The organism is Microbacterium mitrae (assembly GCF_008017445.1).
GTDB lineage: Bacteria > Actinomycetota > Actinomycetes > Actinomycetales > Microbacteriaceae > Microbacterium > Microbacterium mitrae.
Genome location: NZ_VRSW01000001.1, coordinates 200,076 through 222,927 on the forward strand (window position 1 = coordinate 200,076; position 22,852 = coordinate 222,927).

Here is a 22,852-nt window from a genome sequence, read left to right on the forward strand (position 1 = left end):
AGGCGCGAGGCGGCCTCCAGGATGAGCGACAGGCGTGCTTACTCCGCTACGGCGAGAACGTCGACGACGAAGACGAGCGCTTCATCGGCCGGAATGTTTGAGCCGGTCAGCGCCTCCGCTGGGATTGAGCCGGCGGGGATCACCACCATCACCTGCGAACCAACCGTGGCACCTTCGAGGGCGGTTGCGACGACTTCGGGGAAGGCCTGCGCCAACGGCATGGCGGCGGGTTGCGTCTGCGCCCAGGTATTGATGAAGGGCTCATCGGCGCGCCACGCGACGGCCAGCGCCTGCATGTATACCGGAGTGTCGGCTGTAATGGCCGGGCCATCACCCTTGAGGAGCGTCTGCGTTCGAACTTCAGTCGGCGCGTCTCCCGAGGGGATGATGAGGCCGGGGCGGCCGGTGGTGTCACGGATGACGGCGGGGAGGCCGTGATCTGCGTTGAACACATCGGAACCGTTCGCAGCGAGAGGCACGACCTGTCCGACGTCGACGATGAAGATGGCGCCCTGCTCCGGCGTCAACTCGTAGTATTCGGCAAACGTCGGCGTGAGGTCATCGAAGGGAACCGAGATGATGACGCGAGATCCGCTCGGAACGCACAGCAGTTCCTCGGGAAGGCCGGGCAATACCTGCGCCCACGAGTCGACCGCGTCCATCGTGCCGTCTGGCGAGCCGAGCGGGCCAATGATGTCACCGCTGGTGCTGGTTCCGCCCCACACCGTGAGGTGAGCAAGCTGGGTCGTGTCGGTGATTCGTTGGCCGTCACCCTCGACGACGATCTTGCGCTCGTTGCGCGGCACCTGCAGCGGGTTCGGCAGCGCGACGGACGGTGACTCACTCCCCTCGCTGTTCACGGTCAGCGTGTCAAGCAGCGGGGTCTCCGCGTCGAACGCCGTGGCGCAGCTACTGGCGGCGACTTTCGTGGTGTTGGGAGTCTCAGCGGTACACCCAACCAGAGCCAGGGCCAGAGCAGAAACAGCGGTCAGAGCTACAACAGGTTTACGCACGTGCACAGCTTAGTTCTCGTCTTCCGAAATTTGGTTTGCGGCGGCGGCGATGCGCGCGGCGGCGGCATGCTTTTCTGCATCGCGCACCCGCTTGCGGAGGTTCTTATCGGTGATCTGTCGGTCACCGACAGCTCCCGGGGTCCAGGCCTCAACGTCGGCATCGCTGAAGCTGGTCTTGGAGGCGCGACGCTTGACCTCGGGCGCGATCGCGCCGGGCGCCAGGCGACGAGCCGTGAGCAAGAAGCCGGTGTGAGCGACCATGCGGTGATCGGGGCGAACGGCGAGCCCCTCGACATGCCAGCCGCGAACCATCGTCTCGCTCGCTTCTGGGTCGGTGAACACCCCGAGGTTGCGAATGTGCTCAGCAACGCGCGACAGCTGCGTTGCCGTGGCGATGTAGCAGATCACAACGCCGCCGGGTGTGAGCGCCTCAGCGACCGTCTCCATGCATTCCCACGGGGCGAGCATGTCGAGCACGACGCGATCAACGGTTCCGGGCTCAACAACGTTTTCAAGCTCTTCCGCGAGGTCACCGAGGTGAACCGACCACGTCTCGGGAACCTCACCGAAGAAGGTTTCGACGTTGCCCTTGGCCACATCGGCAAACTCTTCGCGACGTTCGAAGGAGTGCAAACGTCCCTCCGAGCCGATCGCGCGCAGCAGCGAAAGCGACAGGGCGCCAGAGCCAACGCCGGCCTCGACGACGACAGCGCCAGGAAAGATATCGGCCTGCGTGACGATCATCGCGGCGTCCTTGGGATACACGATCGCAGCGCCGCGCGGCATGGACATCACAAAATCGCGCAGCAGCGGGCGCAGCGCGAGATACTCGTGGCCGCCGCTGTTGGTGTGCACGGAACCATCGGGTGAGCCAATGAGCTGTTCGTGACGAAGTACGCCGTGGTGCGTGTGCAACTCACCGCCGGCGCGCAACGTCGTGGTGTGCAACTTGCCCTTCGGACCCGTTAGCTGAACGCGATCGCCGATGCGGAACGGGCCGCTGGGGCGAGCAGAACTCATGAAGTGTGCCTTTCGTGGAAAGCGATCAGGTCGGCGGCGGTGACCCCGACCAGCGTTGGAATGGTTCCGGTCGCGCCAGAGTCGTCCAACGAAACGATGTGTGGAATGCCGATGGTGACAATATCGGCGGCCACGGCAGATGCGACACCGTTGGGCGAGTCTTCCAGCGCGACGCATTCGTCTGGTCGCACCTGCAGTGCCTCGCAGGCCATCAGATAGGGGTCGGCAAATGGCTTCGGGCGCGTGACATCGTCACCGGCAAAGATAACGTTGAACGCATCAAAATCTATGAGGTTTACGACCTCCGCCGCCATGCGGCGCAATGACATCGTGACGAGCGCGGTCTTAATACCTGCCGCTTTGAGATCGGCAAGAAGCTCGCGAGCGCCGGGGCGAAACGGAACACCTTCGGTTGCGAGCTTGTACGTCACCTGGTCGGTGAGGTGGTTGATGATGGCGTCTTCATCCATCCGAACGCCAGCGCCCTGCAGAATGCGTGCCGAGGTGTCCAGGCCAAGCCCAACCAGCTTCTTCGCGTCTTCGTCGGTCCAGTGACCGCCGAACTCGCCCACCAGCTCCTCCTCGCTTCGCATCCAATATGGTTCCGTGTCGACGAGGGTGCCGTCCATGTCCCAGAGCACTGCGCGCATTGAAGCCGATTTCACTTCACCATGCTAGCCCGCGCGTCGCCCAGACGCTGACGCTACGCTGAAGGAAGGAGGTACCGTGCAGCTACTAGGAGACCGCGTTCTCATCGTCGCTTTTGAGGGCTGGAATGATGCGGCAGAAGCCGCAACGTCAGCCGTCGACGTGATAAAGGAGAACGGCGACTATGTGTTGGCGCACAGCGTTGACCCCGAATCGTATTTCGACTTTCAATACACGCGCCCCAGCGTCTACCGCGACGAAGAGGGCGTGCGCCGCCTGATGTGGCCGGGCGCGACGCTCTGGAGCCCTCGGCATGGTTCCGGCCTGTGGCTGCTGCGCGGGCAAGAACCGGCCAGGCGCTGGAAGCGCTTTGCCTCTGAGTTCGTGGCGACCGCCCGCGATGAGGGCATCACCGGCGTGATTCTGCTCGGCGCGATGATGGGAGACGTGCCCCACACGCGACCGATTTTGGTGCATGCGTGGAGCGAGAACGACTTTGTACGCGCCAACTCGACCATTGAGCGTGGCCGGTACGAGGGGCCGGTCGGCATGCTCTCGGTGATGGCTGACGCGCTGGAGACCGCCGGAATCCCGACGATGAGCCAGTGGGCCAGCATTCCGCACTACCTGTCGATGCAGGCCAAGGCGCCGAAGGCGACCATCGCACTGCTGGACAAGGTGGCAGATATCACCGGGATCGTCACGACGCATGACGAGCTCGATACGGAGGCGCTGAAGTGGGAGGCATCGATCGACGCCGCCATGAATGACGACGCCGAAATGATCGAGTACATACGTTCGCTTGAGGCGGCCCGCGACGCATGGGATACGCCCGCTGCGAAGGGCGATGCGATTGCCCGCGAGTTTGAACAGTTTCTGCGGCGCGACACCGATGGGCCACGCAAAGGGCCGGCTTCGGGTCCGGGTGATCCTGCCTAACCCTGCACATACGACGAAGGCCGCGATTGTTGTCGCGGCCTTCGTCGTTCGTAGATGGGCGTGCGGGTTTAGAACGCGTGCAACACGCCGGTAGCCAGCAACACCATGAGCACGATGCCGAGCAGAATGCGGTAGATCACGAACGGCATGAAGCTGCCCTTCTTGAGGTACTTCATCAGGTACGCGATCACCAGCAGGCCAACAACGAAGGCGACGACGGTGGCGATGGCCGTTTCAAACATGCCGTACGGAACCATCGGCTCGTCGATGCTGGATACCAGCTCGTAGAGTCCGCTACCGAACACGGCGGGAACGGCCAGCAGGAACGCGTATTCGGCCGCCGCGGTGCGGTTGTAGCCAAGCGCGCGCGCCGCGGTCGTGGTGGCGCCGGAGCGGGAGACACCCGGAACCAGTGCCAGCGCCTGAGCAAAGCCCATCAGGATGCCGTGCGGGTAGGTGATGTCGCTGAGGTCACGCGTGCGCTTGCCGTATCGGTCGGCAATGCCGAGCAAGATACCAAACACGATGAGCACGACCGCAACGATCCACAGGTTGCGGAATGCGCCTCGAATGTATTCCTGACCGAAGTAGCCGAGGGCGGCGATCGGCAGAGATCCGATGATCACGAGCCAACCCATGCGTGCGTCCGGGTCGTTGCGCGGCACCTTGCCGCTCAACGACAAGAACCAGGCCTTGATGATCGCGGCGATCTTCTTGCGGAAGTAAACCAGCACCGCAAGCTCCGTGCCGATCTGCGTGATGGCGGTGAACGTGGCGCCCGGATCTGCCGCATTGGGGAACATCTCGCCCACGATGCGAATGTGCGCGCTCGATGAGATCGGCAAGAACTCCGTGAGCCCTTGAACAATGCCCAGGATGATTACTTCAATGATTTCCAAGACGTGCTCCGTACTTCTGCGCGAGCCGGTGGGCACGCCAAGGTAGGACATTACCTGCCACGCGCTGGGGATTCCAACAGCGCGCGGCAGCCGAGCGAGGTTTTGCGTTGGCTACGAGGCTGCCCGCACCGGCGGGCAGCCTCGCGAGCGTCAGTAGCGGCGGATGAGGTCAGCCAGCACCCGCTGACCAAATTCCAGCGCCTCTGTCGGCACTCGCTCATCGACGCCGTGAAACATTCCGGTGAAATCTAGACCTTCGGGCAGTCGCATCGGCGCGAAGCCGTAGCCTGCGATACCGAGCGAAGACAGCGCCTTGTTGTCGGTTCCGCCGCCCAGCAGATACGGAATAACCGGAACACCCGGGTCATGATCGCCAATGCACGCGACCATGGTGTCAACGAGGTCGCCGGCGAACGGCACTTCCAGCCCCACTTCACCCACGACGACGTCAATTTCGATGTCTTCGCCGACGATGCGCTGAATGTCGGCCAATGCTTGCGCCTCGGTTCCTGGCAATACGCGGACGTCAATGAGCGCGTGAGCCTTGTCGGGAATCACGTTGTGCTTGTAGCCCGCTTCAAGCCCGGTTGGGTTGGTTGTGGTGCGCAGGGAGGAGCGGATGAAGCCCTGCGCGTTGCCGGACATCGCGGCCAGTGCGTCGGGGTCTGTCTCCGTGGTTCCGCTCATCCGTTGAAACTCCGAAAGCAACGCCTCCGTCGTGGGGGTGAGCGATACGGGCCAGGCGGTGCGGCCCAGTGCCGCCACCGCCTCGGCAAGCCGGGTGACGGCGTTGTCGGGGTGAAAGCCGGAACCATGACCCGCGCGACCCTTGGCTGACAGCCGGAGCCACAGCAGCGCCTTCTCCCCCACCTGCAGCAAATAGGCGCGTTGGCCCGCGACCGTGATGGAGTAGCCGCCCACCTCGCTGATCGCTTCGGTCGCGCCGGCAAACCAGTCGGGGCGTTGGGCAACGACCTGGGTAGATCCCTCGACGCCGCCGTTTTCTTCGTCGGCGAAGAAGGTCAAGATAATGTCGCGACGCGGCTTCTCGCCGGCGCGAAGCACCTCGGCGACGGCCGCGAGAATCATCGCGTCCATGCCCTTCATATCCACCGCACCGCGCCCCCACAGCAAGCCATCGGCGTCGATGTGACCCGAGAACGGGTCGTGTGTCCAGTCTTCTGCTATCGCCGGAACCACGTCGAGATGGCCGTGCAGAATGAGCGCCGGCAGGGTGGGGTCTTGGCCAGAAATACGCGCGTGCACGTTGGTTCGGCCGGGAACGGCGTCGTACAGCTCGACGGTGATACCAAGCTCTTCGAGGATGGCAGCGACGTATTCGGCAGCCGCGCGCTCCGAATGTGCTCGGCCGCCTCCGTAGTTTGTGGTGTCGAAACGAATCAGGTCACGGGCGATGCGAACAACGTCGGAGAGCTCAGCGGTCATGGCTCCACGTTACGCCACGCCCGACGTTCGTATGGGTTCGTCGGCACCCTGCGGCCGTGCTAGGCTAAGTTCTCGTTGGTGAGAGCCAATCACCCAAATGCGCGGGTGGCGGAATAGGTAGACGCGCTAGCTTGAGGTGCTAGTGCCCGATAGGGCGTGGGGGTTCAAGTCCCCCTTCGCGCACAAAATGAGAATGGCCCGGATCGAAAGATCCGGGCCATTTTCATTTTTCTCGCGCACGCGGTGCCGCGAACCCTTCGGGGGGTTGGGCCCCGGCCGCCCCGAGGCTCCGCGCACCGCGCAGCGGTGGGTGGAGAGGCGGCAGGGAAAGTCCCCCTTCGCGCACAACTCCGGGGTTGGGCCCCAGCCGCCCGAGGCTCCGCGACTCCCAGGTTCCGCGCCTTTCATGGTTCCGCCAGCGCATTTTGCAGGCAGAACATCATTTTGTCGTCGGAAAATGCTCGAATCCGGCCCGCGGAACCAAAAGCGACGACAAAATGATCGTCACGCTAGTGGTTCCGCCGACGCGCTACGCCACGGAGACGCCGAACACCAGACCAAGCACGTACGTGACGGCTGCCGCGCCGAAGCCGATGGCGAGCTGTCGGAGGGCGCGCTTCAGGGGCGAGGTGCCACTCAGTACGCCGACCATCGCGCCCGTTGCCATCAGCGCGATGCCGACGAGCACCAGCGCCAATACCAGCGCCGCAACGCCGCTCAGGCCGAACAGCCACGGCAGCACCGGGATGATCGCTCCTGACGCGAAGAACAGGAAGCTCGAGATCGCGGCGCCCCAGGCATTGCCGACGATATCGTCTTCGTCGACGGTGACGACGCGTTGCGGTGTTGCACCGTTGTGGGCGGCGGCGAGAACCTTGCGGGCGCGATCCAACGCCTCATCGGCGTCAACGCCGCGCGAACGGTAGATCAGGGCGACTTCATTGGCATCAATATCGACCTCGGTCAGCGGAACCTCGGCGAAGTCGCTGGGCTTGGTCGCTTCGAGGAGCTCGCGCTGGCTGCGCACCGAGACGAACTCGCCGGCGCCCATCGAAAGCGCACCCGCGAGAAGGCCCGCGACGCCGGAGAACAGCACGAACGCGGGCGCAACGCCGGTCGCGCCGATACCCATGACCAGGGCAAGGTTGCTCACCAGGCCATCGTTGGCACCGAATACGGCGGCGCGAAACGTGCCAGAAAGTCGACGCCGACCGCGAGCGGCGAGTCCGCGCACCACCTCGTGGTGCACCTGCTCATCGGCGGCCATGGCCGGGGTGGCGTCGGCCTCGGAACCATAGGGCGAGCGGGCTTCGGCTGCTTGCGCCAGGGCAAGCACGAAGATGGATCCGAACCCGCTGGCCATGCTGCCCAGGATGCGTGTGCGAAGGCCGGGGCGCGGAAGTTTCGCGGGCTCCCCACCGAGGAGGGTGAGCCAGTGCGATTCGTGGCGGCCTTCGGCATCGGCGAGGGCGAGAAGGATTTCACGCTCTTCTCCGGTCTTGCGCTCAGCGAGTCGGCGGTAAACCTTGGCTTCTGCTCGTTCGTCGACGAGGTATTTTGCCCACCGTTTGCGATCGGCGGCGGTAGCGTTTGTTGGCGCGTTCATCGTGCTCCATAAAGTCTCTCGGGATGCTTCAACGCTAGCGTTTTGGCGCACCTCAACCCCGGGATTTCGGTAGATTCGGCACCCCGAATCATTCGGAGACCCGAAATCAGACAACGCTTGAGAGGCCGCTGGGGCAACGGTTAGGAGTGAACGCGACGCCGAAGGTGCTCGATGCGAGACTGCAACTGGGCAACGGTTGCGGTGCCCACCGCTGGGCCACCGCAAATGCGACGAAGCTCCGCATGTACCAGTCCGTGCGGCTCCCCCGTCTGGCGGGCGTACAGGCCGACGAGGCTATTGAGTAGCTGACGCTGTTCACGAAGCGTGCGGTGAAGCGGCGCGGGGAGCGTGGTTTCGGGCTCGCCGCCCGCTTGTTCCCGCGCTTCACGCGCCTCGCGATGGCGGGTTTGACGGGTTTGGCGCTGCATCAAGAGTTCGTGAACATGCTCGGGCTCAAGCAACCCAGGCAGGCCGATGAATTCACGCTCTTCATCGGATCCGGGCTCCGCCAGCTCACCGAACTGTTTGCCTTCAAATACGATGCTGTCAAAGTGCGCGGTCGAGCCCAGAGGCGTGTACTTGAACTCTTCGGTCAGCGCGTCTGATGCCTGGTCTTCACGGTTTGCCGACTCCAGTAGCGAGTCCTCAAGACCGTCGTCGTCTTTCTGCTTTCGATCGAGCGCGTGATCGCGCTCTCGCTCCATCTCGTTGGCGAGCTTGAGCAGCGGCGGAACATGCGGCAAGAATACGCTCGCGGCCTCGCCTCGGCGCCGCGCACGCACAAAGCGACCGATCGCCTGCGCGAAGAACAGCGGCGTAGACGAACTCGTCGCGTAAACCCCAACGGCGAGGCGCGGCACGTCAACGCCTTCCGACACCATCCGCACGGCCACCATCCACCGGCTGGTGTCTTCGGCGAACTTCTCGATGCGGCTCGACGCTTCTTTCTCATCGCTGAGCACGACGGTTGGCGATTGCCCGGTCAGGCCGTGCAGGATCTTCGCGTACGCGCGCGCCACGGTCTGATCGGTAGCGATCACCAAGCCGCCGGCGTCAGGAATGTGCTGGCGCACCTCCGTGAGCCGGTCGTTCGCAGATTTCAGTACCGCCTGAATCCACTCCCCCTCCGGATCCAACGCGGTACGCCACGCCTGCGATGTGACGTCTTTTGTGTTGTCTTGGCTGAGGTGCGCCTCCAACTCGTCGCCCATGCTGGTTTGCCAGCGCATGGTTCCGGAGTACACGTGAAAAAGCACGGGGCGCACAACACCATCGGCAAGCGCCCGCCCGTAGCCGTAGTTGTAGTCGGTGCGGGAGACGCGGCCGCCGGTTTCATCGGGCGCGTACTCGACAAACGGAATCGGTGCGGTGTCTGACCGAAATGGCGTGCCGGAGAGCAACAGGCGCTTGACGGCGGAACCAAAGGCGTCGCGAATCGCATCACCCCAGCTGAGCGCGTCTCCGCCGTGGTGCACCTCATCAAGAATCACCAGGGTGCGGGCGCCCTCGGTGACGTGTTTGTGCACCGAGGAGCGCGCGGCAACCTGCGCATAGGTGACAACAACGCCGTGGTACTGCCGAGACGGTGCGACGTGCGAATTGCGGAACCGTGGGTCGAGTCGGATGTGAAGGCGCGCGGCAGCATCTGCCCACTGGGTCTTCAGATGCTCTGTCGGCGCCACAACAACGATGCGATTCACGATTCGCATGCGCAACAGTTCTTGCGCCAGGGTCAACGCGAAGGTCGTCTTTCCGGCGCCCGGCGTTGCGGCCACGAGGAAGTCGCGTTTGTCTTGCGCGAAGTACGCCTCAAGCGCCTCCTGCTGCCACGCCCGAAGCTTTCCTGCCGTACCCCATGGGGCGCGTTGAGGATAGGACGGTGACAGCACCTGCATAACGATAGTCGCCCGCGCGGACACTCGCTCAAAAGTCGGTGTGAGTTGGGCGAGCCGGACTATGGTGGACTGCTGAAGGCCGATGGTACGAGGAGCACGTGATGACCGACCGATCGATCAACGACGAGACACGCAGCCCGTTTGTTGAAAACAACGAGCCGCATCCGTGGCGTCGCTATGTTGCCCTGGGCGATTCGTTCTCCGAGGGCGTCGGAGATGACGACGAATCGTCACCGCATGGCGTGCGCGGCTGGGCAGACCGCGTCGCCGAGGTGCTGGGTTCCAGCTCAGACGACTTTGCGTACGCCAACCTCGCCGTGCGCGGAAAGCTCATCGCACAGATCATGAACGAACAGCTCGACGCGGCTGTCGCGTTGAAGCCCGATTTGGTGACGCTCTCGGCCGGCGGCAACGACGTTATTCGCGTTGGTACAGACCCAGACGAAATTACTCAGCAGTTCGAAACGGTTGTCGCGCGCCTCAGCGCCAATGGCGCCACCGTTGTGGTCTTTACCGGCATCGACGTCAATTTCACTCCGGTGTTTCGTCCCTTCCGCGGCAAGGTCGCAATTTACAACGAGAACATCCGCGCGGTGGCCGACAAGTACGACTGCATCGTGGCCGACCAGTGGGCGCTCAAGACGATTCAAGACACCCGATTCTTCGCGCCTGACCGCCTTCACATGAATGCGCTCGGCCACCACGAGGTTGCTCGCATGGTGCTTCGCGCGCTCAACGTGCCCAACGACCTGAAGCCAATGGAACCAGAGCCCCACCCGGTGCGTACGTGGCGCGCGGCACGAACCGACGACCTACTGTGGGCACGTGGCCACCTGGTTCCGTGGGTCCTTCGGCGCGTGCGCCACCAGTCTTCCGGCGACAACATGACGGCGAAACGCCCCGAGGCAATGCCGATCGTGCCGCCGAAGATCGACGACGACCAGGCGTAGCCGCGGCTACCGGCCCTGCACCGCCCACAACGCGACGGAGGCCGCTGCCGCGACGTTGAGGGAATCAACGCCCTCGCGCATCGGAATCATCACGGTGTGATCAGCGTGCGCGAGGGCGACATCACTGAGACCGTCACCCTCGGTGCCGACCACGAGCGCCACCTTCTCTGCCGGACGAAAATCGCGAAGCGAAACGGCATCGGTGGTGAGCGCGAGCGCCACGATCTCGAAACCCGCCTTGGTCAGCGCGGTGCGAAGCAGCGGCCATGACACGGCGCGCGCCCACGGCACCTGAAACACCGTGCCCATGCTCACCCGCACGCTGCGGCGATACAGCGGATCAGCGCACACTCGCGACAGCACCACGGCGTCAGCGTTCAACGCGGCAGCCGCGCGAAACAGCGCACCCATGTTCGTGTGGTCGGTGATGTCGTCGGCCACCACAACGGTGCGCGCTCCGGCCAGCACGTCACCCAGCGCGCGAGGCGCCGGTCGCTCCATGACAGCCATCACGCCGCGGTGCACCGCGAACCCCGTCACTGCCTCCGCAACGGGCGCGGGCACGACATACACCGGTGTCTCGTCCGCAAGCAGCGGTTCCAATTGCGAAACCCATTTGTCTTGTGCCAACGCCGCGATGACGAGGTGTCCCGCGGCGATGGCCCGCTCAAGCACCACGAACGATTCGGCGATGTAGGTGCCGGTTGCTGCCTCATGACTGTGCCGCGCCTGCCGGTCGGTGAGCGTGCGAAAACCGTCGAGTCGGGCATCGGAACCATCATCGATTGCAATTGCGCGCATCTCACCATTGTCTGTGGTGCGCGCGGCAAAGAAAAACGAGGGAGGCGGAGCCCAAGGCCCCGCCTCCCTCTCCCGCGGCGTCTCAGCTCCGCGGGGGCTTGTTCCGCTTCTGTGACGCGTCGGCAGGCTTGTCAGGGTCAACCGTCGTCACCGTACGCGTGGCGAGAATGCCGCGCTCCGGTTCCGGGTGCGGCTCAGTCGCCTCAATGTCGAGGTCAAGCGTGCGAATGGTCGCGGTCGATGCGGTTGCGGCGGCCTCAGCGACGACACGCTCGAAGCGCGCGCGCCGGCTCTTCAGCCACAGCGCGAGCACGACGATCACAATGAGAATCGAGTACACCACGATCGAGAACGTGGAGTGCACGAGGTAGGCCGGGTTGCCCAAACCGATCTGCATCGCCTTGCGCAGTTGCTCTTCGGCCATGGGTCCGAGGATCGCGCCGACCACGAGGGGCGCGACCGGAAAACCCTGCCTGCGCATGAAGAATCCGAGCACACCGAGAATCGCGAGAATACCGATGTCGAACACGGTGAAGTTCGCAGCGTACGCGCCGAGGGCCGCGAACACCAGGATGCCCGCGTACAGGTACGGGCGGGGAATCTGAAGCAGCTTCACCCACACACCCACCAGCGGCAGGTTGAGCACCAGGAGCATCACATTCCCGATGTAGAGGCTGGCAATAAGCGTCCACACCAGCACCGGCTGGGTTTCAAACAACCGCGGCCCCGGCGCGATGTTGTACGACGTGAACGCGTACAGCATCATGGCGGCGGTTGCGGTAGTCGGGATGCCGAGGGTGAGCAGTGGAACCAAGACGCCGGCTGCCGCCGCGTTGTTGGCAGCCTCGGGGCCGGCAACGCCCTCAATGGCGCCCTTGCCGAACTGCTTCTTGTACTTGGGCTTGGCCAGCGACCTCTCGGTCGCGTACGACAGGAAGGTTGCCACGTCTGCGCCACCGGCGGGGATGGTTCCGATCGGGAAGCCAATAGCGGTACCGCGCAGCCACGGCTTCCACGAGCGCTTCCAATCGGAGCGGCGCATCCAGGTGCGCCAGCCTTTCGTGATTGGGATCAGCGGAATCTCGCCGTTGCGCAAGCGGGACGCGACGTACAGCGCCTCGCCCAGTGCGAACAGACCGACAGCGACAATAACCACATCAATACCGTCGCCGAGCTCGGGAACACCGAGGGTGTAGCGCGTTTGCCCGGTGAGCGAGTCAACACCCACGATGCCGATGAACAGGCCGATCGCAAGCGAGAACAGGCCGTGCGAAACGCTGCTAACCAGCAGCGCGCCAACCGTGAGGAAGGCGACCACCATCAGTGCAAAGTAGTCGGCCGGGCCGAGGCCAACGGCAAACCGCGCCATGACGGGAGCGACCAGCGACAGTAGCACGGTGGCAATGGTTCCGGCGACGAAGGAGCCAATGGCGGCGGTTGCCAGGGCCGCAGCACCGCGCCCCGCTCGCGCCATCTTGTTGCCCTCCATCGCCGTGACGATCGAGGCAGACTCACCGGGTGTGTTCAGCAGGATGGAGGTGGTTGATCCGCCATACATGCCGCCGTAGTAGATGCCGGCGAAGACGATAAGCGCTGCGGTCGGCTCCAAAACGTAGGTAACCGGCAGCAGGAGCGCGACCGTCATGGCAGGGCCGATGCCTGGCAACACGCCGACGGCGGTTCCCAACAGCACGCCCAGCAGCGCGTACAGCAGGTAGATGGGCTGGGCCGCGTTGGCGAAGCCCTCAAGCAAAGCCTGGAAGCTGTCCATTACAGTCCAATCCACTGGGTGAGGGTGCCGGTGATCGGCAGGGAAAGCCCGAGCAGTGTGCCAAACAGGAACTGTGTGATAGCTCCTAGCACCACGCCGACGATGAGCGGTTTTACCCACCCCTTCGCGCCAAGCGCGATGCTTGTCGCGAAGAACAGGATGGTGACCGCGAGCGGCCAACCGAGGCCCGGAATCGTGACGATCAGGGAGAGAAAGGCAGCGATAACGATCAGCACCGTGATCCACGATGTGCTGGCGTCTAGATCAATGTCTTCGCCACCATCGGGTTCACCAAACTTGCCGCGCAGCTGTTCGATCAGCACGGCGAGGGCGGCAATCAGCATCATGGCTCCGATCGCAATGGGAACCACACGCGCTGAGAGCGTGTTGGCAGAGCCGAGTGGCTCTCGAATGCTGAAGGCGCCCACAATGACGGCAATCGCGAGAATGACGAACAATCCGACAAAGATCATCGCCTCAATGCGAAAACCGCGAGAGGGCGCCGTCGCCGCACCAGTTGCTGGTGCGGCGACAGGCGCGGAGGTCATTCGATCAGACCAATCGTCTTCAGCGTCTCCTGCGTCAGCGCAATTTCTTCACCGATGAACGTCTCGAATTCGTCACCGGCGAGGTAGGCGTCTGCCCAGCCCTTGGCGGCGAGGGTCTCGGTCCAGCCTGCCGAGTCGTGCAGCTCTGCCACGACGTCCTGCAGCGCCTGCTTTTCGGCGTCGCTGATGCCTGCGGGTGCAATCACGCCGCGCCAGTTGGTGAGTTCGATGTCGATCCCCTCTTCGGTCAGGGTCGGCACGTCAGGAAGCTGCTCGAGCCGCTCGCCACCGGAAACGGCGAGGGCGACCAGATCGCCGCAGAGGATCTGCTCTGAGAACTCGCCGACTCCCGAGATTCCGGCCTGCACGGTGTTGCCGAGCAGCATCGTGAGGACCTCGCCGCCACCGGAGTTGGGGATGTAGTTGAGGGTGCTGGTGACCTTGTCGGGCGAGACGCCAGCGTCAGTCACGAGCAGGCCCGCCAGAATGTGGTCGATACCGCCGGCGGAACCACCGGTGACGGCAACCTCGGGGCCCTTATCGACGATCGCGTCGAGAAGCGATTCGATGTCGGTGTAGGGGCTGTCCTTAGGAACAACGACAACGAGCGCCTCTTCCGTGAGGCGAGCAATCGGCGTCATGTCTTCAACGCGAACGCTGCTGGCATTCGTTTCGACGGCGCCGATCATCACCGATCCGGTGATCATGAGCGTTGCCGGGTCTTTTTCCGTTGCCAGTTTCGCGAGGCCGACGGTTCCGCCGGCGCCACCAATGTTCGTCATGGGAGCCGAGCCAACGATCTTCTCGTCGGTCAGCACCTGCGCGATCGACCGCGCCGTCTGGTCCCATCCGCCGCCGGCATCGGCCGGTGCGATGACATTGACCGCGCTGAGCGTGACCGGCGCGTCAGATTCTGCGCTCGCGCCCGAATCCTGCCCGCCTGCTCCAGACGAGCACGCCGTGAGCGCGAGAGCGGTGACGGCACCCAGTGCCAGAGCCGTGGCGACGCGGTTTCGCGCGCCAGCAGTGTGAGATCGCACTTCTCCTCCTTGAGTCGACTCAGCGCCCTGCTGAGTTGCGATGTCCAGACGCTACGGTTGCGCCAGCGCTCGCTTGAGGTTGTGGAGGTAACGAGCATTTCGTTCTTTGTGATTGATGTGGTCGTTGTGGTCACCTCGCGCGGTCTGGTTCAGCGCGAAAATCTAGAATGGAACCATGAAACGGGCGATGACGCTACGCACCTGGATTGCGCTGTTGCAATCCGTGATCATGGTCGTCGTCATCGTCGGTACCGGAGTCACCGTTGCCCTCATTCAGCAGGCGCAGCTGCGCGAGGCCTACACCGAGCGTATGAAGGTGCTGGCGTTCTCGGTCGCCGAGGTACCGACCGTCATCAACGCGTTTGATGACTCGGATCCATCGCTCGTCATCCAGCCGTTGGCAGAGTTGGTGCGCGAAGCCGCCGGCGTCACCTACGTCGTCGTGTCTAACGTTGACGGCATTCGCTATTCGCATCCCAACGCAGATCGCATTGGTGAGCCCGTTTCTACCAAGCCGACGGCCGCAGAGACCGGAACCGTGTGGAGCGGCACAGAGGTCGGAACGCTCGGGCAATCGTGGCGCGTGAAGGTGCCGGTGTATGGCGCAGACTATCGCGTCATTGGGCAAGTATCGGTGGGAACGCTGGAATCACAGATCGCCGAAGAAAACCAAGACAACATCGTGTTGCTGGCCATTGCCCTCGGCATCGCCACCCTCATCGGCGTTGTCTTGTCGACGATCGTGGCGGAGTTTTGTGCGGAGAAAGACGTACGGCGTTGAGCCAGACGAAATCAAGGCCATGCTCGACACCCGCGATGCCACCCTGCACGGAATCGGTGACGGCATCGTGGTGCTCGGCAACGATCACCGCATCGCGATGTGTAATGACGCCGCCCTGCGTTTGCTAGGCCGCGGTGAGAACGACTCGCCCATTGGCAGCGAAATGCACGACGTGCTCGCCATCGACATGGACGTGTTGTTGGAGCATTCCGGTCATCAACAGCTCGCGCTCGCGGGAGAACGGGTGCTCCTCGCCCGCGCCGACGCCGTCGTGGTGAGCGGACGCCAAGTGGGCATCGTGATCATCCTGATGGATCGCACCGACCTCGACACGGCAATGCGGGAATTGGCCGGGTTCGCAAAGCCTCACCGAAGCGCTCCGCGCCCAGCAGCATGAGTTCGCCAACACCCTGCATACCCTCGGCGGCCTGCTAGAACTGGGCGAAACGGAGGCCGCGATCCGCGTGCTGGAACGCGCCGGCGCCGGAACCGGCAATAGCCCACGACCGACGGGCGCGGCCGTGCGCGATATTGAGGTCGGCGCCCTCCTGCTCGTCAAACGGGCGTGGGCGCGCGAACAGTCGGTCAATCTCGTGGTCGCGCCAGAGTCAACGCTCGCCCCCAGCGGCAACGCTGAGCACGGAAGTGACGATCGGGTCACCATCATCGGCAATCTCATCGACAACGCGATTGAGGCGGCCGGCTCTGGCGGAACGGTCGTCGTCAGTCTGCGAGAGGCAGATGACGCAACCACGGTGATCGTTGAAGACGACGGCCCAGGTATCGCGCCAGAACTTCGCCCGCGCGTCTTTGACCTGGCTCAATCCTCCAAACGCCCGGCGGGCGGACTCCCCCGCGGCTATGGACTCACCCTGGTGCGCCGCGTCGTTGACCGCCTCGATGGTTCCGTCATCATCGATGACTCCCCCATGGGCGGCGCCCGATTCACCGTCACGCTACCCACCCCAACTCGTGTGGAGACTCTCTCATGACCAAGCAACGCGTTCTCATCGTCGAGGACGACAAGGACGTCGCGCGGGTAACGCGCGGGTTTGTCGAGCGCCACCCGGAATTTGTGGTTGTCGCCGAAGCCGGCACGGGGCGCGCAGCCCTCGAGGCCATCGTCGCGTTCGTACCCGATCTGGTGCTGCTGGACATTTACCTGCCCGATATGACGGGTATCGCCGTACTGCGCGCCGCCAGGGCTCGCGGCTACACGGGTGAGGTGGTCGCCGTCACCGCGGCCAGCGAGGTCGAAACTGTGCGCCGCGCGCGCCAGCTCGGGGTGCGGCACTACCTCGTGAAGCCGTTCACCATGAGCGCGATGCACGAGCGCCTTGATGCCGTGAGTCAGTCGTTGAAGCGCGAACAGGTGCTGACCATGACCGAACTCAGCCAGGGCGATATCGACCGGCTGCTGACAGACGTTCGCGCACCACTCGCCGCTCCGAGCGACGGCTCCTCGATCACACTTGACCGCGTCGCCGAGGCGCTCGCAGGCGTCTCCGACTCCGCCTCCGCGGTTGATATTGCAGAGGCCACCGGGCTGTCGAGGGTCAGCGCGAGGCGGTACCTGCAGCGCCTCGTTGACGCTGGTCGCGCCGATGTGGAACCACGGTACGGCAGTGCGGGTCGGCCAGAAATGCGATACACGCCCTCGCACCGTCCCCACTGAGATCGGGTGCTCATTTCGCCATAGACTTGACGGGTGACCGACACCCCGACGCCAGATACGGATCGCGCGATTGCCGATGCCAAGGCGGTGTTGCAGGGGCGAAAGATCGCCTTTATCACCGGTGCGGGTGTTTCGACAGACTCCGGCATTCCGGACTACCGCGGTGCCGGCAGCATCCCGCGCTCACCGATGGATATCAAGGCGTTTTTGACAAGTCACGAGGCGCGCCAGCGTTACTGGGCGGGCGGGCATCGCGGATATCAGGCGTTTTCGGCTACGCAGCCCAATGCCTCCCATGAGGCAATTGCCGCGTTCGAACGTGCTGGCGCCGCCCTTGGCGTGATCACGCAGAACGTTGACGGTTTGCATCTCAAGGCCGGTAGCGCCCACGTCGTCGAACTACACGGAACCGCGCGGCGCATTGTCTGCACCACGTGCGGTCAGGTCTTTGATCGGCGCGATATCAGCGCACGCATTGAAGCCGCCAACCCCTGGCTGCTGTCGGCACCTGCCGCAGAGCTCGGCCCCGATGGCGACTCAATCCCCGAAAACGTCGACCAATTCGTGGTGCCGGAATGCACCATTTGCGGCGGCATTCTGCGCCCCGATGTGGTGTTCTTCGGCGAGTACATTCCGCGCGAACGCTTTGCCAGGGCGGAGGGAATGGTGGCAGCCGCCGAGGCCATCGTGGTCGCCGGCACCTCGCTCACGGTCAACACCCCGATCCGCCTTCTTGACCGTGCACGACGTCGCGGTCTGCCGATCGTGATCATCAACCGTGGCGCGACCAAGTGGGACTCGCAGGCCGCCGTGAAGATTGACGACGGAACCAGCGCCACCCTTACAGCGCTGGCAGAAGCCATGGAGATTGCATGATTGTGACCCTCATCCGCCACGGCCAGACCGACTGGAACCTGGCGGGGCGCATTCAAGGTTCAACAGACATCGCATTAAACGAGACGGGCAGGCAACAGGCGCGCGACGCCGCCGCTGCCCTGGATCCGTCGATTGCCACGGCTGTCTATTCCAGCGACCTTCAGCGTGCGAACGAGACGGCTCGCATCATCGCCGCCGCCCACGGATGGAACGGACCGCACATCATCGCACCGCTTCGCGAACGGTTTTTTGGCGAAGCCGAAGGCCTCTACAATCACGAATTCTTGGAGCGGTTTGGGCCGTGGGCTACCGCAGAGGTTCCGGGTGCCGAAACGCGTGCCGAGATTCGGGTTCGCATTTCTGCCGCGCTTCGTGACGTCGTCGCGCATGCCGAATCACTCGGCATCGATCCCACCACGCGTCTCATCGCTGTCAGTCACGGCGCGATGATCGCCGAGTTGCTGCGTTCGCTCACCGACGGCGCCTACCCGCTGCCCGGTGAGGGCATTGCCAACGGATCTGCCCACGATTTCTTCGTCACCGACGATGACATCCGCTGGCTCTCACCCGTAGTCGCTGATTAGCCGTTTGCGCGCTCCAGCACGCGGCGGGCGTGGCGCAGCATGACCTCATCAATCATCGCGCCCTCAAACTGAAACGCGCCGTGCGCGCCCTCGGCCGCACCGAGGAGCGCCGTGGCGTGCGCAATCTGGTCGTCGCTTGGCAGGTACGCGGCTCGAATCACGGCCACTTGCGATGGGTGAATGCAGGCGGTGGCGCTGAATCCGCTCGCCACCGCGTCTTCACACTCCGCCGCGAGCCCCGCGTGATCCGCAATCGCCATGTAGACGGCATCAATCGCGGCCTTGCCCGAGGCTCCGGCGCCGAGCAACACGGTCGAGCGGGCCGCCCGCACGACGTCACGGTAGGTTCCGTCCGCGTGGCGAGAGCCGGTTCCGCCGAGCGAAGCGATGAGGTCTTCTGCACCCCACATCAGGCCGATCACACGCGGGTGAGCGGCGATCGCTGCCGCATTCACCACTCCGGCAGCGGTTTCGCAGAGGGCGACGACGTTCAGGTGAGACGGAACCGCGTCAACGTCGGCGACAGATTCTGCCTTCGCGAGCATGACCGTTGTGATCTCGGTGTGCGCGAGGGCCGCAACGTCGAGCGCAAACTCGGGGCTTGACGCCGGGTCTACGCGCACCATGACGCGGGTGGGATCAAGTTCGGCAGCGCGCAGCGCGTCGCGAGCGGCAGGCTTCGCATCTGGGGTGACGGCATCCTCCAGGTCGATGATGACGGTGTCTGCTGCCGCGATGGCCTTGGCGTAGCGTTCTGGTCGGTCTGCCGGGCAGAACAGAATCGATGGTCCGAGTACGAAGGTCATGCGGCCTCCCTCACCCGCATCAGGGCAATGCGTGTTGCCAACGCCACGACGGTTCCGTCCTGATTGCGACCGGTGTGCTGTAGCGTCACGATTCCTTCACCGGGGCGAGAGTTCGACAGGCGCTTGTCGACGACGACGGTCTCACAGGTGAGGGTGTCGCCCGCGAATAGCGGGTGCGGGAAAGAAATATCCTTCAGCCCGAGTTGCGCAACCAGCGTTCCCTGGGTCAGTTGCGCAACCGACAAGCCCACCAGCGTCGAGAGCGTCCACATCGAGTTCATGAGTCGCCGACCAAACGGCTGGGTCTGGGCATACGCCTCATCCAGATGCAGGGCCTGAGCGTTCATGGTGAGCGTCGTGAACAGCACGTTGTCGGCTTCGGTCGCCGTGCGACCGGGCGTGTGCCGGTACAGCACGTCCGTTTCGAACTCGTCAAAATACAGTCCGCGTTGCACGATCTCGCGGGGCGTGTCGGTCATGGTTTCACGCTACCCCGAGCGAGCGCGCGATCACGAGCAACTGCACTTCGGTGGTTCCCTCGCCAATCTCCAAAATCTTAGAGTCACGGTAGTGACGAGCGACGGGGTACTCGTTCATGAAGCCGTTGCCGCCGAAGATCTGCGTCGCATCGCGGGCGTTGTCCATCGCAGCCTCGCTGGAGACCAACTTGGCGTGAGCGGCCGCAACGGCGAAGCTCTCCCCCGCGTCGCGCAAGCGAGCGGCGTAGTGCCAGGCCAGGCGAGACATGTGTACGCGCGACTGCATGCGCGCCAGTGTGAACTGGGCGTTCTGCCGCGTCGACAGTGGCGTGCCAAACACGTTGCGCTTCTTGGCGTAGTCGACGGCTGCTTCGAGGCACCCTTCTGCTGCTCCCGTCGCGAGAGCGGCGATCGCGATGCGACCCTCGTCCAGAATCTTGAGAAAGTTCGAGAAGCCGCGTCCGCGCTCGCCAATGAGGTTCTCGGCGGGCACGCGCGCGTCCACAAACGTGAGGGGGTGCGTGTCTGACGCGTTCCAGCCGACCTTGTCGTACGCGGGCTCGACGGTGAACCCGGGGGTGCCGTTGGGCACCAGAATCGTCGAGATCTCCTTCTTGCCGTCGCGCTCGCCGGTCACAGCCGTCACCGTCACGAAGCGGGTGATGTCGGTTCCCGAGTTGGTGATGAACTGCTTGGAACCATTGATCACCCATTCGTCGCCGTCAAGGCGCGCGGTGGTGCGCGTGGCTCCTGCATCGGACCCGGCTTCTGGTTCCGTCAACCCGAATCCGGCGAGTGCCTTACCCGCCAACAGCTCGGGTAGGTAGCGCTGCTTCTGCTCCTCGTTGCCGAACAGGAAGATGGGCATGGCGCCGAGGCTCACGCCGGCTTCCAGCGTGATGGCGATCGACTGGTCAACCCGACCGAGCGCCTCGATTGCAAGACCGAGCGCCATGTAATCGCCGCCCTGACCACCGAGCTCTTCGGGGAAGGGCAGGCCAAACAGGCCCATCTCACCCATCTGCGCGACGACATCGAGGTTGAGCGTGTGGGTGCGGTCTGCCTCGTAGGCCTGGGGCGCGACGACCTGGTCGGCGAAGTCGCGCACGAGCTCGGCGAAATCGCGCTCGTCGGGGGTGAGATCAAGCATCGGTTTCTCCTGCATCGGTGGTGGGGGCTGAATCGGTGGTTGGTGCTGTGATGTGAGCGAGCGGCTGGTCGCGGCGCACGTGCTCGCCCATCGCCACGTCAATGGTGACGATGCCGGCCGCGGTCGCAACCACCGGGTGCTCCATTTTCATGGCTTCAATGGTGACCAGGCGGTCGCCGACGGCGACGGTGTCACCGTCGGCGACGTGGAGGGCGACCACATTGCCCGGCATCGGCGCGCGCGCTTGCGGGTCTGAGGGATGCTCCGCCTCTTCGAGCGATGCCAGGTGCCGCTCCAGGAGCGCACGTCGCGAAAGCGGAACCAATCGTCGCGTCTGCGCCCCCGCGTGCACCCAGAGTCCGCCATCCGTATCGACCGCGAAGCTTGCCTGAGCGGCCGCATTGCCGTCGTCTGCGGTGCCCGAGACAACTTCGTCGCCGTCGAGAAAATGCGAGACGATCACAGCGGCAGGGCCAGCGGAGCGCCAACCATCGCGCGCACCCCAGGTGCCGTTCTCCGGCGGACGCACCATTGCGTCGGCCGCCGCCGTGATGAGCTCCGGTGCCGTCGGCACGCGCTCGGGGGTGCCGAGTCGGTCCAGGAGGCCGGTGTCAAAGGTCGCTCCGCGAACTTCATCGCGGGCCAGCAGCGAAATCAGAAACTCGATGTTGGTCTCGACGCCAAACACCACCGTCTCTTGCAGCGCGCTGATGAGGCTTGTGAGGGCTTCTTCGCGGGTGCGGCCGGCGGTAATCACCTTCGCGATCATCGGGTCATAGTCGCTTGAAATCGTCGAACCCGATTCGATGGCGCTGTCATTGCGGGCTCGTGCCGATGGTGTGAACCGCACAATGGTTCCGGTCGCAGGCAAGAACCCACGCTCGGGCGACTCCGCATATACGCGTGCCTCAATCGCGTGGCCGGTGATGGTGACCTCGTCTTGAGTAAAGTCCAACGGTAGGCCGGCCGCGATACGCAGCTGCTCGCGCACCAGGTCAACGCCGGTCACCAGTTCTGTCACCGGATGCTCGACCTGCAGGCGCGTGTTCATCTCGATGAAGAAGAATTCCGAGACGTCGTCGCCCGAGGCCAAAAACTCCACGGTTCCGGCGCCGCGGTAGTTCACGCTCTGAGCGGCGGCCACCGCCGCGGCGCCCAGTCGTTCACGCATTTCGGGGGTAATGACCGCGGACGGCGCCTCTTCGATCACCTTCTGGTGGCGACGCTGCAGCGTGCACTCGCGCTCCCCCAAATGCACGACCGATCCGAAATTGTCGCCGAGCACCTGCACCTCAATGTGCCGAGGCCGCACTACCAGGCGCTCAATCAGCAGCGTGTCGTCACCAAATGAGGCGCTCGCGATGCGGCGTGCCGTGGCCAGCGCCTCGAGAACGTCTGCCGGCGCCTCAACCACCTGCATACCCTTGCCGCCGCCGCCCGCCGACGGCTTAATCAGCAGCGGAAAACCCACCTCGGCGCAGCGAGCGGCGATCGCCTCATCGTCCATGCCGACCGCACTGAACCCCGGAACCACCGGAACGCCGTGCTCGGCGACGTGGTTTTTGGCCGTGATCTTGTCGGCCATCACGGTCAACGCGTCGGTGCTAGGGCCAATAAAGACAATGCCGGCGCGCTCGCACGCCTCGGCGAATGCAACGTTCTCGGAGAGAAAGCCGTAGCCGGGGTGAATCGCCTCGGCACCCGTTTCGATTGCTGCAGCAATGACAGCCTCGATGTTCAGATAGCTGTCGCGCGCGGCGGCCGGGCCAATCCGCACGGCAACATCGGCCTCGGCGACGAAGGGCGCGTCAGCATCGGCGTCGCTGTAAACGGCAACCGAACGGATGCCTTCCTGGCGCAACGTGCGAAGCACGCGGCGGGCAATTTCGCCGCGATTCGCGACAAGGACAGTGCGAAACATGGCG

23 protein-coding genes and 1 tRNA gene are annotated in these 22,852 nt (G+C 64.1%); 9 read left to right on the plus strand and 15 right to left on the minus strand.

The window, feature by feature from the left end; translation table 11 throughout:
- Positions 1–38 precede the first annotated feature (38 nt).
- Genes FVP60_RS00900 through FVP60_RS00910 form a run of 3 tightly spaced genes read right to left on the minus strand, consistent with a single transcriptional unit; the run spans position 39 to position 2,698 of the window.
- Positions 39–1,013, minus strand: coding sequence for an FKBP-type peptidyl-prolyl cis-trans isomerase (locus tag FVP60_RS00900; RefSeq protein ID WP_147824397.1), 975 nt, complete (start codon positions 1,011–1,013; stop codon positions 39–41).
- Positions 1,014–1,022: 9 nt separating this feature from the next.
- Entirely contained in the window at positions 1,023–2,033 is a 1,011-nt protein-coding gene (locus FVP60_RS00905; RefSeq protein ID WP_147824398.1) for a tRNA (adenine-N1)-methyltransferase, read from the minus strand.
- The gene (locus tag FVP60_RS00910; RefSeq protein WP_425463437.1) at positions 2,030–2,698 is read right to left on the minus strand and encodes an HAD family hydrolase; all 669 of its coding nucleotides are present in this window, start codon (positions 2,696–2,698) and stop codon (positions 2,030–2,032) included. Before FVP60_RS00910 ends, FVP60_RS00905 begins: the two co-directional genes overlap by 4 nt.
- A gap of 61 nt (positions 2,699–2,759) precedes the next feature.
- Here FVP60_RS00910 and FVP60_RS00915 point away from each other — a divergent pair, with 61 nt between their 5' ends.
- The gene (locus tag FVP60_RS00915) at positions 2,760–3,620 is read left to right on the plus strand and encodes a PAC2 family protein (protein WP_147824399.1); all 861 of its coding nucleotides are present in this window, start codon (positions 2,760–2,762) and stop codon (positions 3,618–3,620) included.
- A gap of 68 nt (positions 3,621–3,688) precedes the next feature.
- Here FVP60_RS00915 and FVP60_RS00920 read toward each other — a convergent pair whose 3' ends face one another.
- Positions 3,689–4,519: an undecaprenyl-diphosphate phosphatase gene (locus FVP60_RS00920; RefSeq protein WP_147824400.1), complete on the minus strand. Its 831-nt coding sequence runs from the start codon at positions 4,517–4,519 to the stop codon at positions 3,689–3,691.
- A 150-nt stretch (positions 4,520–4,669) separates the two neighbouring features.
- Positions 4,670–5,965, minus strand: a complete 1,296-nt coding sequence (locus FVP60_RS00925) for a M20/M25/M40 family metallo-hydrolase (protein ID WP_147824401.1) — start codon at positions 5,963–5,965, stop codon at positions 4,670–4,672.
- 99 nt (positions 5,966–6,064) lie between these two features.
- Between FVP60_RS00925 and FVP60_RS00930 the strand changes: the two genes are divergently transcribed.
- Positions 6,065–6,148 (plus strand) — tRNA-Leu (locus FVP60_RS00930).
- A 346-nt stretch (positions 6,149–6,494) separates the two neighbouring features.
- Here FVP60_RS00930 and FVP60_RS00935 read toward each other — a convergent pair.
- Together FVP60_RS00935 and FVP60_RS00940 are read right to left on the minus strand one after the other, a co-directional pair.
- A complete protein-coding gene (locus FVP60_RS00935) occupies positions 6,495–7,571 on the minus strand; it encodes a VIT1/CCC1 transporter family protein (protein WP_147824402.1) in 1,077 nt (358 codons plus the stop codon).
- A 140-nt stretch (positions 7,572–7,711) separates the two neighbouring features.
- Positions 7,712–9,466 (minus strand): DEAD/DEAH box helicase, encoded by a 1,755-nt coding sequence (locus FVP60_RS00940; RefSeq protein WP_147824403.1) that lies wholly within the window; start codon positions 9,464–9,466, stop codon positions 7,712–7,714.
- A gap of 101 nt (positions 9,467–9,567) precedes the next feature.
- On the opposite strand from FVP60_RS00940, the gene FVP60_RS00945 reads away from it, so the two are divergent.
- Entirely contained in the window at positions 9,568–10,416 is an 849-nt protein-coding gene (locus tag FVP60_RS00945; protein WP_147824404.1) for an SGNH/GDSL hydrolase family protein, read from the plus strand.
- A gap of 6 nt (positions 10,417–10,422) precedes the next feature.
- Here the strand turns inward: FVP60_RS00945 and FVP60_RS00950 are convergent, their stop codons facing one another.
- From FVP60_RS00950 to FVP60_RS00965, 4 genes are all read right to left on the minus strand, one after another.
- Positions 10,423–11,217: a TrmH family RNA methyltransferase gene (locus FVP60_RS00950; RefSeq protein ID WP_147824405.1), complete on the minus strand. Its 795-nt coding sequence runs from the start codon at positions 11,215–11,217 to the stop codon at positions 10,423–10,425.
- An 82-nt stretch (positions 11,218–11,299) separates the two neighbouring features.
- Complete coding sequence (locus FVP60_RS00955) at positions 11,300–12,988, minus strand: tripartite tricarboxylate transporter permease (RefSeq protein WP_147825461.1); 1,689 nt, start codon at positions 12,986–12,988, stop codon at positions 11,300–11,302.
- On the minus strand, positions 12,988–13,536 hold the full coding sequence (locus FVP60_RS00960) for a tripartite tricarboxylate transporter TctB family protein (RefSeq protein ID WP_147824406.1): 549 nt from the start codon (positions 13,534–13,536) through the stop codon (positions 12,988–12,990). The genes FVP60_RS00955 and FVP60_RS00960 overlap by 1 nt, the downstream gene beginning before the upstream one ends.
- Entirely contained in the window at positions 13,533–14,576 is a 1,044-nt protein-coding gene (locus tag FVP60_RS00965; RefSeq protein ID WP_147824407.1) for a Bug family tripartite tricarboxylate transporter substrate binding protein, read from the minus strand. Before FVP60_RS00965 ends, FVP60_RS00960 begins: the two co-directional genes overlap by 4 nt.
- Before the next feature lie 175 nt (positions 14,577–14,751).
- Between FVP60_RS00965 and FVP60_RS00970 the strand changes: the two genes are divergently transcribed.
- The 6 genes from FVP60_RS00970 to FVP60_RS00995 all read left to right on the plus strand — a co-directional run bounded on the left by FVP60_RS00970 (position 14,752) and on the right by FVP60_RS00995 (position 18,492).
- A complete protein-coding gene (locus FVP60_RS00970; protein ID WP_147824408.1) occupies positions 14,752–15,357 on the plus strand; it encodes a hypothetical protein in 606 nt (201 codons plus the stop codon).
- Positions 15,332–15,754 (plus strand): PAS domain-containing protein, encoded by a 423-nt coding sequence (locus tag FVP60_RS00975; protein ID WP_187240525.1) that lies wholly within the window; start codon positions 15,332–15,334, stop codon positions 15,752–15,754. Before FVP60_RS00970 ends, FVP60_RS00975 begins: the two co-directional genes overlap by 26 nt.
- Before the next feature lie 67 nt (positions 15,755–15,821).
- Positions 15,822–16,349, plus strand: a complete 528-nt coding sequence (locus FVP60_RS00980) for a sensor histidine kinase (protein ID WP_147824410.1) — start codon at positions 15,822–15,824, stop codon at positions 16,347–16,349.
- A complete protein-coding gene (locus FVP60_RS00985; RefSeq protein ID WP_147824411.1) occupies positions 16,346–17,032 on the plus strand; it encodes a response regulator in 687 nt (228 codons plus the stop codon). The genes FVP60_RS00980 and FVP60_RS00985 overlap by 4 nt, the downstream gene beginning before the upstream one ends.
- A gap of 33 nt (positions 17,033–17,065) precedes the next feature.
- Complete coding sequence (locus tag FVP60_RS00990) at positions 17,066–17,908, plus strand: Sir2 family NAD-dependent protein deacetylase (protein ID WP_147824412.1); 843 nt, start codon at positions 17,066–17,068, stop codon at positions 17,906–17,908.
- Entirely contained in the window at positions 17,905–18,492 is a 588-nt protein-coding gene (locus tag FVP60_RS00995; protein WP_147824413.1) for a histidine phosphatase family protein, read from the plus strand. The genes FVP60_RS00990 and FVP60_RS00995 overlap by 4 nt, the downstream gene beginning before the upstream one ends.
- Here FVP60_RS00995 and FVP60_RS01000 read toward each other — a convergent pair.
- From FVP60_RS01000 to FVP60_RS01015, 4 genes are read right to left on the minus strand one after another with little or no spacing between them, the layout of a single operon-like run.
- The gene (locus tag FVP60_RS01000) at positions 18,489–19,298 is read right to left on the minus strand and encodes an HpcH/HpaI aldolase/citrate lyase family protein (RefSeq protein ID WP_147824414.1); all 810 of its coding nucleotides are present in this window, start codon (positions 19,296–19,298) and stop codon (positions 18,489–18,491) included. The two genes, FVP60_RS00995 and FVP60_RS01000, sit on opposite strands and share 4 nt — an antisense overlap.
- The gene (locus FVP60_RS01005; RefSeq protein WP_147824415.1) at positions 19,295–19,777 is read right to left on the minus strand and encodes a MaoC family dehydratase; all 483 of its coding nucleotides are present in this window, start codon (positions 19,775–19,777) and stop codon (positions 19,295–19,297) included. The genes FVP60_RS01000 and FVP60_RS01005 overlap by 4 nt, the downstream gene beginning before the upstream one ends.
- Positions 19,778–19,781: 4 nt before the next feature.
- On the minus strand, positions 19,782–20,927 hold the full coding sequence (locus FVP60_RS01010) for an acyl-CoA dehydrogenase family protein (RefSeq protein WP_147824416.1): 1,146 nt from the start codon (positions 20,925–20,927) through the stop codon (positions 19,782–19,784).
- Positions 20,920–22,848, minus strand: a complete 1,929-nt coding sequence (locus FVP60_RS01015) for an acetyl/propionyl/methylcrotonyl-CoA carboxylase subunit alpha (RefSeq protein ID WP_147824417.1) — start codon at positions 22,846–22,848, stop codon at positions 20,920–20,922. The genes FVP60_RS01010 and FVP60_RS01015 overlap by 8 nt, the downstream gene beginning before the upstream one ends.
- Positions 22,849–22,852: the final 4 nt, after the last annotated feature.

Bases quoted from the DNA above. Each gene is read 5' to 3' on its own strand.
- FVP60_RS01005 (WP_147824415.1), bottom strand. From the start codon at position 19,777: ATGACCGACACGCCCCGCGAGATCGTGCAACGCGGACTGTATTTTGAC.
- FVP60_RS00935 (WP_147824402.1), bottom strand. From the start codon at position 7,571: ATGAACGCGCCAACAAACGCTACCGCCGCCGATCGCAAACGGTGGGCA.
- FVP60_RS01015 (WP_147824417.1), bottom strand. From the start codon at position 22,848: ATGTTTCGCACTGTCCTTGTCGCGAATCGCGGCGAAATTGCCCGCCGC.
- FVP60_RS00945 (WP_147824404.1), top strand. From the start codon at position 9,568: ATGACCGACCGATCGATCAACGACGAGACACGCAGCCCGTTTGTTGAA.
- FVP60_RS01010 (WP_147824416.1), bottom strand. From the start codon at position 20,927: ATGCTTGATCTCACCCCCGACGAGCGCGATTTCGCCGAGCTCGTGCGC.
- FVP60_RS00925 (WP_147824401.1), bottom strand. From the start codon at position 5,965: ATGACCGCTGAGCTCTCCGACGTTGTTCGCATCGCCCGTGACCTGATT.
- FVP60_RS00985 (WP_147824411.1), top strand. From the start codon at position 16,346: ATGACCAAGCAACGCGTTCTCATCGTCGAGGACGACAAGGACGTCGCG.
- FVP60_RS00960 (WP_147824406.1), bottom strand. From the start codon at position 13,536: ATGACCTCCGCGCCTGTCGCCGCACCAGCAACTGGTGCGGCGACGGCG.
- FVP60_RS00940 (WP_147824403.1), bottom strand. From the start codon at position 9,466: ATGCAGGTGCTGTCACCGTCCTATCCTCAACGCGCCCCATGGGGTACG.
- FVP60_RS00970 (WP_147824408.1), top strand. From the start codon at position 14,752: ATGAAACGGGCGATGACGCTACGCACCTGGATTGCGCTGTTGCAATCC.
- FVP60_RS00995 (WP_147824413.1), top strand. From the start codon at position 17,905: ATGATTGTGACCCTCATCCGCCACGGCCAGACCGACTGGAACCTGGCG.
- FVP60_RS01000 (WP_147824414.1), bottom strand. From the start codon at position 19,298: ATGACCTTCGTACTCGGACCATCGATTCTGTTCTGCCCGGCAGACCGA.
- FVP60_RS00950 (WP_147824405.1), bottom strand. From the start codon at position 11,217: ATGCGCGCAATTGCAATCGATGATGGTTCCGATGCCCGACTCGACGGT.
- FVP60_RS00955 (WP_147825461.1), bottom strand. From the start codon at position 12,988: ATGGACAGCTTCCAGGCTTTGCTTGAGGGCTTCGCCAACGCGGCCCAG.
- FVP60_RS00905 (WP_147824398.1), bottom strand. From the start codon at position 2,033: ATGAGTTCTGCTCGCCCCAGCGGCCCGTTCCGCATCGGCGATCGCGTT.